The organism is Lysinibacillus sp. FSL K6-3209, from assembly GCF_037976175.1.
Taxonomy (GTDB): Bacteria; Bacillota; Bacilli; order Bacillales_A; family Planococcaceae; genus Lysinibacillus; species Lysinibacillus sphaericus_D.
Genome location: NZ_CP150264.1, coordinates 2,691,493 through 2,706,844 on the forward strand (window position 1 = coordinate 2,691,493; position 15,352 = coordinate 2,706,844).

Sequence of the window (15,352 nt, forward strand, 5' to 3'; positions counted from 1 at the left end):
ATTTCTATAACATGGCACTCTACTCATTATACGAAGTCAACGATTATACTTTATACTTTCCAGCAGATTGTTCTAGTTTTTCTGCTGTCCCATTTAGCATATCAATAATCGCCGTCATCTCATTCATACTCGTCGCTTGATTTTGCGCTTTTTGTGCAACCGCATCTACACTAGCGGATGTCTGCTTGGCTAATAATGAAACATCTTCCATTGTAGCGGTTACTTCTTCTGTACTAGCGGCAATTTCTTCTGTTGAACTGGAAACTAAATCTACTTGCTCAGCTAACACTTGCACATCATTATGGATGCCTTCAAAGGATTGTCGAGCCTCACTTGCAATGGCGTGACCTGCATGTAAAACATCTGCTGTTGTATAGATAGTAGATACTATATTCGTCGTTTCTTTTTGGACATTCATCACGACATGAGAAATGCGATCTGCAGCAACTTTCGATTCTTCTGCTAATTTACGCACTTCCTCTGCAACAACGGCAAAGCCTTTACCAGCCTCTCCGGCACGAGCTGCCTCAATTGATGCATTTAGTGCTAGCAAATTCGTTTGATCAGAAATACCTGTTATAACATTTGTAAATTCACCAATCATTGCGGATAGTTTTTCTAATTCCTGCATACTCGCAACTGAAAGATCTGTTTTTTGGTGAACATCTTCCAATTGATTTTGCAGCCGATTCATAATGTGCAAACCATTATTGGCATTTTCTTCGGTGTTGCGAGAAATCGTAGAAATTTCTGCAATCGAATCAGAAATATGCTGAATACTACGCGCTAATTCTTCCATAGATTGGGCGCTATCTTCTGTATTTTTTAATTGCCCAAATGAAGCTTGTGCAACTTGGTGCGATTCATCTTGAATATTGTGCGCTGAATCCAAAGTTTGATGGGCATTTCCATGAATAATGTACGTCGCCTCTTTTATTTGCGTAGCATCCTGTTTTAAATCTCTCATAATGTGTTGGAAATTGTCCATCATTCCATTAAAAGATGTAACCAATTGACCAATCTCATCATTCGAACTTACATCAATCCGCTTCGTTAAATCTGCCTCTCCTTTGCTAATATCCTCTAGTGAATTACGCACTTTTAAAATGCGAGAAACTTGTCGATTAATAGAGAAGCCTGTGATGAGGAATATAACACACACGACGATTATGGAGGCAATAATTGTCCCCAATAGTATATTCGATAACACTTCATTCGACACAATAATCGCTAAAGAGGTACCATTTGATAAAGGCTTTACATATTGTGTAACACGTTTTCCATCATAACGCCCAGAAAATTCAGTATTTTTTGCCGAAGTAAATTGTTCTTTCGTAAAGCCAATCTTAGCTAAATTTTTATCCGTTGTCGCAACAATGGGCTCTCCTTGTTCATTTACAACCGCTGCAAAAAGGACCGTTTTAGATAAATATTTGTTTAGTTCATTTATGTAATATTCACTGCCAATACTTGCTTCTAAATCTAACAGTTGTTGACCGTGTCTTGCTACTTGGACAATTTGCGGTGTAGCTGGATTCCAACTATTAACACCAACAAATTTAAAAAATTCGCTATCCACGTCGCGAATCTGTGCTTTTTGCACAATTTGTGTAGCCCGACCGTCTAATAGCTGCATATATTCAGCAGCTTGTCCATTTGGATCGGACCCAAAATTAAAATCAATATACGGTGCTACCGATGTCACTGCCGTATTCCCTTTATCATCGGTACTCCAAATTTCGTCAATTCCGCCTCGTTCAGCGATTTCTTTTAAATCTTCATATGTAGCACCTTTGTCAATAATGTACGAAGCCATCACAGATTCCGCAATCATTTCTCTTTCCATAATTTCTTCTGCTTTTGCTCTGGATTGAATAGCCCCTTCCATGCCCATAACAATTGAGCTAGCGAGTGCCTCACCATTACTCTTGACGCTTTTATAGGTCGCCTGAAAAATGTAAACAGAAAATGCGCCAATTATTAACACGACGATGGCCATAATTTCCAGCATCATTTTCCATTTCATTGATTTCCCCATTGACTATTCCCCCTAAAGTAGGATTGTTTCCATTTCATCATACAACAACATTTCCCTACATTTAATGTAATTTTCCATAATTTTAAATAATAAATTTATTCTAATGATGAAATTGTCATTAATTTGTAATAAAAAATGACCTATCTATAAAGTTGCTAGATAAATACCAACATAATGGTCTTTTCCTCATATTTATTGTAAAAAAATAAGTTATTTTAGAAGTTTACTTTTTCTCTTCTCAACTTTTTCTAGACTTATAGACCCAATAGAAAAACACCTATTTTAATGAAGCCTCATTAAAATAGGTGTTTATTTTCAAAATAATTACTTTTCATCCAATGTATATAATTATACTAAGATAATAAATTATTATTACTCCAATAAAAAACCGCTTGATCCGATGTAAGGAAGGTTTGTGGGAAAATGGCTTGTGCTTGGGCTAAAAAAATTGGTAAATCATGTGGTAAAAAACGCGCACTTAAATGGTTCAAAAGTAAATATTTCGCACCAGCTTTACTTGCTACCATCGCTGCTTCTACATTGGTAGAGTGACCATAGCTCGCAGCTAAATCCGTAGTACTCCCATCAAATGTCGCCTCATGCACAACAACATCTGCTTGTTCAGCCAAAGAAATGGCTTGTTCACAATATTTTGTATCGCCCAAAATTGCAAGCGTAAAGCCTTTTTTCGGAGGTGCCACAACATCCTTTGCTTGAATAATGGTGCCATTATCAAGTGCAATATCTTGTCCTTTCTTCAACTGTCCAAGCAATGGTCCTTTCGGTACGCCGTAGGATTGGACTTTGTCCATCAGTAACTCGCCAGGTAAATCCTTTTGTTCGATACGGTAACCAAAACATGGCACGACATGGCGTAATTCACTTGCACGCACCGTAAATTTATCATCTTCATAAATGACGCCTTCATGTATTTCTACAAATTGCAATGGATACGTTAAATGGGTTTTTGATAAAGCAAATGTTTGCTCTACCCATTGCTGTAAGCCGGCTGGACCATAAATGGTCAACGGCTCATCTCCACCTTGAAATGAACGTGAGCTCAAAAATCCAGGTAAACCAAATATATGGTCGCCATGTAAATGGGTAATGAAAATTTTTGTCACTTTACGTGGCTTTAAAGACGTATGCAAAATTTGATGCTGGGTCGCCTCGCCACAATCAAAAAGCCACATTTCACCGTTTTCCTCTAATAGCTTAACCATTAATGCGCTCGTATTGCGCTCCTTCGAAGGCATGCCTGCTCCTGTTCCTAAAAAATGTAGTTGCATAACTGCCACCTCAATTCTTTTTCTGTTGTTCTATTGTACCTTATTGCGAAACATAAGAAAAACCTTTGGTGAAAGCAATCGCCAAAGGTTTTTCTTATTATTTCGGTTGCCATGATACAAGTGCTGCGTGGAAATCATGACGGTAGTAATAACGCCCATTTTTTTCTTCTATAAATGGAGCAAGTGAGTCCTCAACATGCGAGCGGTTAAAGTCTGTACTTAATATTTTTTTACTTTGCGTTGTCACAAGCTGGTCATACGTTTCATATTCATACGTACGCTCCAAAGGAATAATTGTACATTCTGCATAAATATCCATTTCATATAATAAATTTAAAAATTCAATATAATCTCTTCTTGGGTATTTAATATCATAACCATATTTCTCATGTAATACTTCATAGTGTGGCTGAATTGGACCTGTTGTCATGCCAATAATTGCGCGCTTTTTAGCCAAGCGATTCATGTGATATAATGCCGATTTAATTTCGTACATACGATAAAAACAGTTTACCCCAAGCACAATGTCATGTGCTGTTAGCTCATTTTCTTCAAGTTTCTCCCACTTCGCATGAACATAGGAAATATGCTTGTTCTCTTGTAAACATTGTTGTAAATAATCAAGGATGCTGTCTGAGCTATCTACACACGTTAACTCTCGTACATAATCTGCAAGTGGGAATGTATAATTGCCCCACCCTGGTCCAATTTCAATCACTGAATGTTCTGGACGAATACGTTGCTTCATTGCTTCAAAAATAAGTGCTGCATAAGGATCCGTTTGCCCCATTTTTTTGCGAGCGATCGATTGAGACCAAAATTGTTCTTCTAATTGATCGTTCACCATACGCTCTGGCATTTGTCCTTGCCAATCCTTCATGCCTTCTTGCCATAATGCTTCATAATTTATAGCTAATGGTCCTTTTCTTGTCATCCATTTACCTCAATTTTTAACATATCATATATTTTTTCCATATCTAAATTGGCACGCACATGTGATGCGAGCATATTGTAAGCATCTTCTCGTCGTTCTGCATCACTTTTAACATCACTTGGCAATGTAGCAAGCCCTTTTTTCATGCGCATTTCGTTGACAAGTTGACGTGTAAACGTTCGATTATGGAAGATTCCGTGGAAATATGTACCGATTACTTGTTCATCAGCACTTACTGCTCCATCAACACGACCATCTGCTAGCTGTAAAAAAGGTGACACTTCATCCCGTAAAATTTTGGTACGCCCAAGATGAATCTCATAGCCTGTTAAAATAGCTTGCCCACGTGTTCCAGACATTTGTACGGTTTTTTTATCTCCTACAAATACGGTCTCCATCGGTAACAAGCCTAGACCTTGCGCTGACTCGCCATTTCCTTCTACGGCATCTGGATCTAATAACACTTCGCCAAGCATTTGAAAACCGCCGCATATGCCAATAATTTTTGTTCCGCGTGCGCGTAGGTTTGTAATTGCTTGTTCAAAGCCTTGTGCCTTCAGCCAAGCTAAATCATCCATTGTACTTTTAGTGCCCGGTAGGATAAGCAAATCCGGTGTGCCCAACTCCGTCACATTGCCGATTAAACGTACGCCTACCTCTGGCTCATCAAAAAATGGGTCAATATCTGTAAAATTTGAAATGCGAGGTAAACGAATCATCGCCACGTCTACTGGAAATTCGCCAGGCTTTGGCTTTTTAAAGCGCAAGGCAGACAGTGCTAATGAATCTTCCGCTTCGATATTGACATCCACATAAGGCACAACACCAAGCACTGGAATGCCTGTTTCTCGCTCGACCCATTCAATGCCATCATCTAATAGCTCACGCATACCACGGAATTTGTTAATAATCAGCCCTTTAACCCGGGCACGCTCTGCATCATCCAGCAATGCAAGCGTCCCGATAATGGAGGCAAATACACCACCGCGGTCAATATCAGCAACTAAAACAACGGCTGCATCGGCTAAATGAGCCATGCGCATATTGGCGATATCGCGATCCTTTAAATTAATTTCAGCTGGGCTGCCTGCTCCTTCTAATACAATAACATCATATGTATTTTGTAACGTACGAACCGACTTCTCAACAATCGGCATGGCTTCTTGGACGAATTGATTGCGATAGCTTTTCGCATCCATATTTAAAAAATGCTTGCCGTGGACAATGACCTCTGATACCATATCCTGCTTTGGTTTAAGTAAAATTGGATTCATATCAGTAGTCGCCACAACCCTTGCAGCTTCAGCTTGGACCCCTTGTGCCCGTCCAATTTCTCCGCCATCCTCTGTTACAAATGAGTTAAGCGCCATATTTTGAGATTTAAATGGCACTACTCTCAACCCATCATCAGAAAAAATACGACATAATGCCGTACATATCATACTTTTTCCAACGTCAGAGGCTGTTCCTTGAATCATAATTGATTTTGCTGACATTTTGATTTTCCTCCTAACAACACTAAGGAAGATTGATTATCCCCCAATGCGTATATGATCGAAATGAATCCAGTTGGTGTTAAAATTCAAGGCCTTTGACAGCGGGAATTCCTTCTTCATAGTAATGTTTCGTTGCATCGATTGTTGACACTAAATCCGCCATAGCAACAAGAGCAGGATTAGCACTGCGTCCTGTTACGACAAGATGCATTGTAGCAGGGCGTTGTGCAATGGCTTCAAGCACTTCAGCTAATGGCAGCACATCATCAATCGGAAATTTAGTAATGGCAAGTGCATTGTTCAGCTCATCTAAAACAAGTAAATCAATGCTGTCATCTTGTAAAGCTTCCTTTGTTTTTTGCCATGCCTTCGCTAATGCAACACGGTGCTCCTCTGGTGTTTTCGTCCATGTAAAGCCTATGCCCATTTGCTCCATTTCTACGCCAAGTTTGGAAAGGGCAATTTGCTCACCATACGTACGCTCTGGCGATTTGATAAATTGCATATAACGCACATGTAAACCACGTCCTACTGCCCGCAATGTTACACCAAGAGAAGCTGTTGTTTTACCTTTGCCATCACCTGTATATACTAAAAACAAACCTTTTCTAGCCATTTTCTCTACCCCCTTTAAAGCCAAGTGGTTTTTTCTTCAAATGATGTACGCTTTTTATCTTTAAGCTCTTGTTCTTCTGGATAACCTATGAAAATAGTACCGACAACTTTTTGATTTTGGTCCGCACCGATAAATGTATGCATACGTGCATCATGAACAAGTCCAACACCTCGTGTCCGCCACACAAATCCTAGCCCTAGCTCCTCTGCGGCTAACCACATAGACATAATGGCACTACAAACAGCGAAAATATTATCTGCTGTAGCATCTTCATCATTCTCCACCATATCAGCAGTCACTACAATGGCAACAGGCGTCGTTTGCACAACTTTTAATGAGCTCTCTACTAAATGAGGCTTCGTTGGAAAACGTTCTTGCAAATAGCTACTTGCCATTTTCTCATAGCGCTTCATGGCATCATTTTGTAACACATAAAAATGCCACGGCTCACGCATGCGGTCGTTCGGTGCATAGGTTGCTGCTTGTAAAATTTGTTCAATTTTTTCCTTTTCCACTGGCTGTGGTGTATAGTTGCGAATGGCACGACGATTTTTTAACGCTTCGATTACTGTCATGATGTTGTCCTCCTTTAAGTAGGTCTTTTTAGTCAGCTGCTCTGTTGCCTGACTAGCTAAAAGCGAGCCCTTGCTCTTCAAACCATTGTATTTTTTCACGTACGTTGACTACATCCCCAACGACAATCATAGAAGGATTATGATATCCCTCCCGTTCAATAATGCTAGCAATATTGTGAAGTGGTCCAGTTATCGTGCGCTGTTGTTCGGTAGTACCCCATTCAATAACCGCCACAGGTGTAGTTGCTGGACGTCCATTTTCGATAAGCTTTTTTGAAATATAGGCAATGTTACCAACACTCATATAAAAAGCGACCGTATCAATTCCCGTTGCGAGTGCTGGCCAATTTAAAAAATCTTGCCCCTTTTGCTCGCGCCCATGACCTGTCACAAGTGCAAAGCTTGTGGCAAAATCTCTATGGGTCACAGGAATACCTGCATAAGCGGGAGCTGCAATGCCAGCCGTAATACCTGGTACTACTTCATAGGCTATACCATTATTTTTTAATATTTCTGCTTCTTCAGCACCACGGCCGAAAACAAAAGGATCGCCACCCTTTAAACGTGTTACGACTTTGCCCTCTTGAGCTTTCTCAACAAGCAATGTATTAATTTCATCTTGAATAAGGTGGTGTTTACCAGGCAATTTACCACAGTACACAAGGTCAGCATCTTTTTTCGCAAATTCTAATAATTTTGGATTCACTAGACGATCGTACGCAATGACATCGGCCTTTTGAATACATTCCAGCCCATATACTGTAATGAGCTTAGGATCTCCTGGGCCAGCTCCTACTAAATATACAATTCCCTCTTTCATCGCGTTTCTCCCGTCAATAGTTGTTGTAAAAATGCCTCTCGTCGATCAATTTCTCCATTACGTGTCCATTCTAATAAGTTTGGCTCAAGAAGTGCTTGTAACGCCGCACGTCTTTGCTCACCTTTTTCAAAATTGGCTGCAACCATTAGTCGAGCTTGCTGTAAAAAACAAACATACTCTTCATAAATAGCATCGAATTGCTCAGCTAAATCTTGTTTTATTTTTCGTGCAAGAGCTGGACTTGCACCAGATGTAGATACCGTCAGCACTAATGGACCGCGACGAACAGTTGCTGGTGTAATAAAATCACTTTCACCTTGTACATCTGCACGATTTAAAAGCTGCCAATGTTGAGCTGCCTCTTGTACCGCATCGTTGACGTTGGTATCATTTGTCGCAGCGATAATAAGCGTTGCATCATCTAAATCACGTGGTTCAAATTCCTTGTCACGCCATGTAATTTCGCCTGATTTGACAAGGGGCACTAAAGTGTCATGTAAAGTCGGGCTAACGACGACAATGTTTGCTTTCGCTGGTAGTAGGGAAGCAACCTTTTGAGTCGCTACATGCCCACCACCAACAATGACAACGGTTTTAAATTCGATATTAAGATGGATAGGAAAATAATTAGTCATATGTTTTCACCTTCTTACAAGCAGTTAACCAGTTATCTACTAGCTTAGGGTTAGAAACAAAATGAAAATGCGTATACCCCGCTACTACATTGCCTGTTTGATAACCTTCTTGTTTTTTGCCAAAACGTCCTTGTGTTTCGTAAGCGGGCGTATCGTGCTTACCACTGTATGTGGAATAATGGAATTCATGGCCTTTTGCTTCTTCATTTTTTCCGATTAAAAAGTTAGACGCAGTGCCAAAAATTTCACGATAACCAAGTGATGCAAGCTTTGTTTGCATCATTACTTCACCTGGAATAACACCTAGCATTTCATAGCGCTCACCTTGGCTGTTGGTAATAGCTTCTGTTAAATACATAAAGCCCCCACATTCAGCTAATGTAGGACAACCTTTTGCAATTGCCTCACGAATGGAATTTTTTACGACCGTATTTTTTGCAAGTGTATCGGCAAATTCCTCTGGGAACCCCCCACCAATATAAAGACCATCTGCTTCAGCAGGAACAGGCTCGTTAGCAAGTGGTGAGAAAAATTGCAAAGTAGCTCCTTTTGCTCGTAATAATGCTAAATTTTCTTCGTAATAGAAGTTGAATGCAGCATCTTTTGCAACCGCAATACAAATATTTTGTGATGGTTGTGCCGCAAATAGCTGACCTGTCTCTTGTAGGACGGGTGCCTTTGTTAAAGCTAACAATAAATCCAAATCAATCGTCTCTGCCATTAGAGCACCTAGCTTGTTAAAAAATGTATCAAGCTCGCCTCGTTCAATAGCTGGAATAAGCCCTAAATGACGACTTGGAATATCAATGCCTGTTTCTCGCTTTAAATAGCCGATAACCGGAATACCACATTCTTGCTCAATTGCAGCTTTGGCAATTTCATAGTGACCGACACTGCCTACTTGATTGGCAATAACGCCAACAATAGTAGGCTTGTCAGATAAAAGTTGAAAGCCCTTGACTACAGCAGCTACACTGCGAGCCATACTTGCACAATTGACGATTAAAATAACAGGGCTTTCTGTAACAACACTGATTTCTGCTGCCGAACCTTCATCCGATAATGGACTTTTGCCATCATAAAAGCCCATCACCCCTTCAATAATTGAGACGTCTGCATCTATGCTTGCACGTGCAACAATATCTCGGACCGCATCATGCGAAAACATCCAGCTATCAATATTCCGTGATACACGTCCTGTCACCGCTGTATGATAACTAGGATCAATATAATCTGGACCACATTTAAACCCTTGCACGACATTGCCTTTTTCTTGCAATGCTTTCATCAGTCCTATCGTGAATGTTGTCTTACCAACGCCACTGCCTGTCCCTGCAAGTACAAAGCGATTTGTTTGCATAAGCCCCCTCCTTAAAATACTAATCTTGCTACCGAAATCGTAGCATTGCCTGATTTTTTCTTAGTTAATACGAGCGATTCCACCTGTGCATAACGCATCGCAGCTGGTTCACTTACGCCATACGCCCCTGTATATTTAAAGACCGTTTCAGAGGGTGATGGGAAATTTATTTCATTTAATTGTGCTGGCGTATATGTTACGAACTCCCAATCATACTTTTTTGTTAGTTCAATAAAGCACATTTCATCTTTCTTCAAATCAATTGTACATAGTGCTTTGACACTTTTTTTCGATAGCTTTAATTCAGCTAGTGTTTCATCAATCAGCTGTTCAATTTCCTCAACAGACGTTCCACGGTTACAACCCATACCAAGGACAACTGATTTCGGTCGATAAATAACACCATTTTCCAACAGCACTTCTTCCTCTGGTTCAATGAGTCGGTCGGTAATCAATAGCGTAGCATGCGGTTGCGCTGCAATTGCCGCTTGTGTTGAAGGATAAATTTTTATTTGCTCCGGCATTGGTGTATCACGCATCCACCAATCACGTTCACCCGCTTCCTGTACAATCGCCACATGTTCTTCATTAACGACTGAGGCACTAACTGGTGTTAATTTATCAGCACTGTCCCATACCCAGCCAAAACGTGCCCCAAATAAATCAACGGGAATTGTTTTTTGCACGTCAGAAGCTGTTGTGATAATAGGATTTGCTCCTAGTGCCGCTGCCACTTCATGCGTTAGCTCATTGGCGCCACCTAAATGACCCGATAACACACTAATGACATTTTCGCCTCTATCATCAATCACTACAACACCTGGGTCAGTTTTCTTATCTTGTAAAATAGGTGCTATCATGCGCACAACCGCACCAAGTGAAATAATTAATATTAACCCTTTATACTGCTTAAAGAGTGTTGGCAGTAATAAACGAACCGTTCCAGTAAAAAGCTGAATATGCTTTTCATCTTCGTCGCCCTGTTCAAATTTACTCATATAATATAAATCGCTTGCCGCAAAAGTCTGCTGTAGTTTCCTTCCGATTTGCACACCATGCTTTGTAATGGCAACCACTGCATAGGGATTGCACTGCTCCACTTCAGGTAGCATACCTTCTTGTAATTCAATCACTTGTCTTCACACCTTTGCGGAAGCCATGTGTAAAGGTCGCATCATATAATTTCGAACGGTACTCATCCTTATCATGAATATTCGGGTCTAATGCCCATCCTGCTAAAATCATGGCATGCTTGCGAATACCATTGACACGCATTGCCTCATCTAGCTCAACTAATGTCGTACGGACAATTTTTTGATCTGGCCATGTGGCACGTTGAATAACCGCAACAGGTGTATTATCAGCCCATCCAGCACTTTGCAATTCTTTGACGATTTTTTTTGTTAGCGTGGCACTTAAGAACAGCGCAATCGTACAATGATGGCTAGCGAGATCTCGTAGCTTTTCAAACTCTGGTACAGGTGTACGTCCTTCTGCACGTGTTAAAATAAGCGTTTGTGTTAAATCAGGAATCGTTAACTCGGCACCAATTGCTGCGGCTGAAGCAAATACCGAACTAACGCCTGGAATCACTTCGTAGCCAATTCCTTCCTTCTTTAATAATGCAACTTGTTCCATAATGGCACCATACATCGCTGGATCACCTGTATGCATACGCGCGACTACTTTCCCTGCATTGACGCGCTCAACCATGACGGCAACCATTTCTTCTAAATGCATGCCGGCTGTTCGAATCACTTCCGCATCTGGCTTTGCTTTTGCGATCAGGTCTTCATTTACTAATGAATCTGTATACATCACAACGTCTGCTGTTTGAAGCATATGTAAACCCTTCACAGTAATTAAATCGGGGTCCCCTGGGCCTGCACCGACAATATATATTTTTTTCATTATTTACGCACCACCATTAACGTTAAATATTCTAAATCAACACCGTCTAGTTCACGTACATCCCAAATAATTTCCTCATCAGACGTTACCTTTGTGACCACGGACGCTTTATCAAGTAAATCTAAATCACGCAGTACTTCTAGCATTAAATCAATTACTTTTGCTACTTTTATAAAAACGACAGCATCATGGCTTTCTATCGCTTCACGCATCGCTTCATAATTATCATGGGCTGGTATAATGGCAACACGATCATCTCCATCAGCAAGGGCGATGCCTAGGCGGGATGCAGAACCGTTGAATGAAGAAATACCCGGTACTGTGCGAATTTCTACATCAGGATGCATGTCCTGCATAAGCTTCATCATATGGATAAACGTACTGTATAGCAGAGGGTCCCCTTCTGTCACAAACGCTACGTCCTTCCCTTCTTGCAATTTACCATAGACCAGTTCAACAGATTTCGTCCATTCACGTTCTAAGACGGCTTCATCTTTTGTCATGGGGAAAACGAGACCTAGCATATCTTTTTCCTCTGGGTTGATATAAACGTCTACAATACGATGCGCGTAACTTTTGCTACCTTTTAACTTTTTAGGGTACGCAATAACAGGCGACTCCTGAATAACGCGGAATGCCTTTACTGTAATTAATTCTGGATCGCCAGGGCCAACGCCTAGGCCATATAAAATGCCAAGATTACTCATGATTTTCTTCCTTTCGATATGCCGAAATAATATAAATTGGGTTTAATGGGACAAAGCGCGTCATATCTAAAATTGGTTTACTACGCGCAAGTTGTGCCTGTAAAATTTCCACTGCAAAGCCACATGCTTTAAACGCCTCGACTGCTTTATATAAATTTTCAATAGTTGCCGCATTTAAGACAATGCGACCATTTAGCTTTAAACGGGTACAACACAACTGTAATAGCTCGACCATTTCCCCGCCTGTACCGCCGATAAAAATGGCATCTGGATCTGGGAATTGCTCTAGTCCAGCAGGCGCTTTACTATGAATAGCCGTTATATCGACACGGAATTTCTGTTGATTTTGCAGGCAGTTTTCTAAATCAGGTGCATTTTTTTCTACTGCAAACACTTGACCTTCTGGTGCAAGTTTTCCTGCTTCAATGGCCATGGAGCCTGTGCACGTACCTACATCCCAAATCGTACTGTCCTTTTGAAGCTGCATTGCTTGCAAACTTAAAACACGGATTTCTTTTTTCGTAATAAGTCCTTTGTCAGGCTTACGTTGTGAGAACGCTTCATCATCAATGCCAAGTGCATAGCGCTTTGGGGCTGATGTTTGCTGTAAAATCACAACATTTAGGGGGGAAAACTTCGCTTCTTCTAATTCATCAAGAGAGTACCAGCCATATCTTTCATCAGCACCTTGTAAATTCTCTGCAACAAAAGCGCGGTATTCCGTCATGCCAAAATGCTTTAAATAGCGCGCAAGCACATTTGGATTATTCTCGGCATCAGTCAGCAATGCCACTTTCTTTTTACCATCAATACGTTGTGCCAGACCTTTTATTGGGCGCCCATGAATACTTGTTACATAGGCATCCTGCCAGCTCTCACCCATTTTTGAAAAGGCAAGCTGGACGGAACTTATATATGGATACACTTCAATCGTAAGCTTTTTGGCTAAATAGCCTCCGATACCATAAAAAAGTGGATCACCTGACGCTAAAATAACGGTCTTTCTCGTTTCTTGAGATAGTCTTTCAACGAGCGATGAAAGACCACCCTTAATGACGATTTTTTCGCCTGCAAAGCTTGGGAAAAAATCAAGGACACGCTCACCACCAACGAGCACTTCACAGTCTGTAATCCACTGTCTATACTGAGGAAATAAACTTTCCTGTCCGTTATCCCCGATCCCAATTAATTTCATCGATTGATGCAATGTCATCAGCCCTTCCTAGTAATTGTCCCTGCATCGAATAAATCGATGTGGAGAGCGTCAAGCCACCTCTAATATGGTGTAATGATGAATAACAACACGCTTCACATAAATGATGAAAAAATGCATCATACCCTTTATCCGCCATTATTTCACCAACTTGAGAGGCGGTATTCGCTGCTCTAACTTGTTCAACGGTCTCTTCATCTGCCCCAACATCTATTGCTAACTGTGCTAAAAAATTAAAATCAATCGCTGCACTTTTGGAGTGCACCATCATCACCCCTTGCGCTACCTTTGAAAATTTCCCCATCATGCCAACGAGCGATACGCGCTTTATGCCAAGCCGTTTACAATGCTTTAACGTAAAGCCGACAAAATCACCCATTTCAATAAATGCCTCCTCAGGTAGTGCTGGATACTCAGCCATGCCAAACTTTTCGCTACGTCCACCTGTTGTCACGACAACATGGTCACAGCCAGCAGCTCTTGCAACACTAATAGCTTGGACAATGCTTGCCATATAAGCGGAACTCGAAAAAGGCACGACGGTTCCCCTTGTGCCTAAAATGGAAATACCACCAAGTATGCCGAGCCGTCCATTTAATGTTTTTTTCGCTATTTCCTCACCATCTGGTACAGAAATAACAACATTAACGCCGCGTGTAATTTGAAAATCATCTAGCACATCTTGCACGGTACTATGTATCATCTTACGTGGTACAGGATTGATGGCGGCTTCTCCAACAGCAACGGGCAAGCCGGGCTTTGTTACTCGCCCGACTCCAATACCCCCATCTAAATGAATCCCTGGTGTATCAGCCCAACTTACCGTACCAATAATGAGGGCCTTATGTGTTGCATCTGGGTCATCACCAGCATCCTTTATTGTTTCGCAACTTACTTCGTTATGACCGAACGTACATTTTTCTATCGTAAACGTTGCATCTCGCCCTATTGGTAGATGAATCGTACTCGTTTCTTGTTCTTCATTCGTAATAAGTGCTAGCAAGGCGGCCTTCGTAACGGCTGTTGCACAGGCTCCTGTTGTATAACCGTGACGCATGTCTTTAGGATCCTTTTTTGGCTTCCGCTCCATTATTTTTTCGCCTGTTCGTCCGCTAATAATGAAATGGCATTTAATGCAGCAACCGTCACTGTACTACCGCCTTTACGCCCAACATTTGTAATATATGGGATGCCTTCTAGTTTCAATAACTCTTCTTTCGACTCCGCTGCTGAAACAAAGCCTACTGGCATACCAATAATTAAATCTGGCTTTGCTAAACCTTCTTTGATTAGACGAATTAATTCTAGTAAAGCAGTTGGGGCGTTCCCAATCGCATAAATACCACCTTCGTGTAATTTTGACGCTTTTTGCATCGAGATAATAGCACGTGTTGTATTTTGTTTTTTCGCTTCAATCGACACATCTTCATCTGCGATATAGCAGTGTAAATCTCCGCCATGTTTTTGGAAACGTTTTTTACCTGAACCACTTTCTATCATTTGCACATCTGCAATAACATGACGTCCCGCAAGAATGGACTTAATCCCTGCTTCAATCGCTCCTGGTGTAATAATTACACTACGTCCTAATTCAAAGTCTGCCGAAGCATGGATAATGCGTCGAACAACTTTCCACTCATCCTCTGAAAAATCATGTTCGCCCATTTCCTCTGCAATAATTGAGAAACTATAATCATAAATTTTGTCTGGGTCTACTGTTAATGGTTTAAAATCTGTTTTGAAGTCCATTTCAATTGC

At 40.9% G+C, this 15,352-nt stretch carries 15 protein-coding genes; all 15 read right to left on the reverse strand.

Annotation, left to right across the window (positions count from 1 at the left end):
• Positions 1 to 43 precede the first annotated feature (43 nt).
• A complete protein-coding gene (locus tag MHH88_RS13035; protein WP_069513151.1) occupies positions 44 to 2,038 on the reverse strand; it encodes a HAMP domain-containing methyl-accepting chemotaxis protein in 1,995 nt (664 codons plus the stop codon).
• Positions 2,039 to 2,391: 353 nt separating this feature from the next.
• The gene (gene rnz / locus MHH88_RS13040) at positions 2,392 to 3,327 is read right to left on the reverse strand and encodes a ribonuclease Z (protein ID WP_339258581.1); all 936 of its coding nucleotides are present in this window, start codon (positions 3,325 to 3,327) and stop codon (positions 2,392 to 2,394) included.
• Between the two features lie 97 nt (positions 3,328 to 3,424).
• Entirely contained in the window at positions 3,425 to 4,261 is an 837-nt protein-coding gene (locus MHH88_RS13045) for a class I SAM-dependent methyltransferase (RefSeq protein WP_339258583.1), read from the reverse strand.
• Positions 4,258 to 5,757 (reverse strand): cobyric acid synthase, encoded by a 1,500-nt coding sequence (locus MHH88_RS13050; RefSeq protein WP_069513148.1) that lies wholly within the window; start codon positions 5,755 to 5,757, stop codon positions 4,258 to 4,260. The genes MHH88_RS13045 and MHH88_RS13050 overlap by 4 nt, the downstream gene beginning before the upstream one ends.
• A 79-nt stretch (positions 5,758 to 5,836) precedes the next feature.
• Positions 5,837 to 6,373, reverse strand: coding sequence for a cob(I)yrinic acid a,c-diamide adenosyltransferase (locus tag MHH88_RS13055; protein WP_069513147.1), 537 nt, complete (start codon positions 6,371 to 6,373; stop codon positions 5,837 to 5,839).
• Positions 6,374 to 6,387: 14 nt separating this feature from the next.
• On the reverse strand, positions 6,388 to 6,948 hold the full coding sequence (locus MHH88_RS13060) for a nitroreductase (protein ID WP_339258585.1): 561 nt from the start codon (positions 6,946 to 6,948) through the stop codon (positions 6,388 to 6,390).
• 52 nt (positions 6,949 to 7,000) lie between these two features.
• The gene (gene cobA, locus MHH88_RS13065; RefSeq protein WP_024361101.1) at positions 7,001 to 7,768 is read right to left on the reverse strand and encodes a uroporphyrinogen-III C-methyltransferase; all 768 of its coding nucleotides are present in this window, start codon (positions 7,766 to 7,768) and stop codon (positions 7,001 to 7,003) included.
• Positions 7,765 to 8,403: an NAD(P)-dependent oxidoreductase gene (locus tag MHH88_RS13070; protein ID WP_069513145.1), complete on the reverse strand. Its 639-nt coding sequence runs from the start codon at positions 8,401 to 8,403 to the stop codon at positions 7,765 to 7,767. The genes cobA and MHH88_RS13070 overlap by 4 nt, the downstream gene beginning before the upstream one ends.
• Positions 8,396 to 9,763 (reverse strand): cobyrinate a,c-diamide synthase, encoded by a 1,368-nt coding sequence (locus MHH88_RS13075; protein WP_339258587.1) that lies wholly within the window; start codon positions 9,761 to 9,763, stop codon positions 8,396 to 8,398. The genes MHH88_RS13070 and MHH88_RS13075 overlap by 8 nt, the downstream gene beginning before the upstream one ends.
• 11 nt (positions 9,764 to 9,774) lie before the next feature.
• Complete coding sequence (locus MHH88_RS13080) at positions 9,775 to 10,896, reverse strand: cobalamin biosynthesis protein (protein WP_339258589.1); 1,122 nt, start codon at positions 10,894 to 10,896, stop codon at positions 9,775 to 9,777.
• Positions 10,889 to 11,674 carry a precorrin-4 C(11)-methyltransferase gene (gene cobM, locus MHH88_RS13085; protein ID WP_069513142.1) on the reverse strand — a complete coding sequence of 262 codons (786 nt, stop codon included), beginning with the start codon at positions 11,672 to 11,674 and terminating at the stop codon, positions 10,889 to 10,891. The genes MHH88_RS13080 and cobM overlap by 8 nt, the downstream gene beginning before the upstream one ends.
• Positions 11,674 to 12,381, reverse strand: coding sequence for a precorrin-2 C(20)-methyltransferase (cobI, locus tag MHH88_RS13090; protein WP_024361106.1), 708 nt, complete (start codon positions 12,379 to 12,381; stop codon positions 11,674 to 11,676). The genes cobM and cobI overlap by 1 nt, the downstream gene beginning before the upstream one ends.
• Entirely contained in the window at positions 12,374 to 13,594 is a 1,221-nt protein-coding gene (gene cbiE, locus MHH88_RS13095) for a precorrin-6y C5,15-methyltransferase (decarboxylating) subunit CbiE (RefSeq protein ID WP_339258592.1), read from the reverse strand. The genes cobI and cbiE overlap by 8 nt, the downstream gene beginning before the upstream one ends.
• Positions 13,551 to 14,684 (reverse strand): cobalt-precorrin-5B (C(1))-methyltransferase, encoded by a 1,134-nt coding sequence (locus MHH88_RS13100; RefSeq protein WP_069513141.1) that lies wholly within the window; start codon positions 14,682 to 14,684, stop codon positions 13,551 to 13,553. Before MHH88_RS13100 ends, cbiE begins: the two co-directional genes overlap by 44 nt.
• Entirely contained in the window at positions 14,684 to 15,343 is a 660-nt protein-coding gene (locus tag MHH88_RS13105; protein WP_004231303.1) for a precorrin-8X methylmutase, read from the reverse strand. The genes MHH88_RS13100 and MHH88_RS13105 overlap by 1 nt, the downstream gene beginning before the upstream one ends.
• Positions 15,344 to 15,352: the final 9 nt, after the last annotated feature.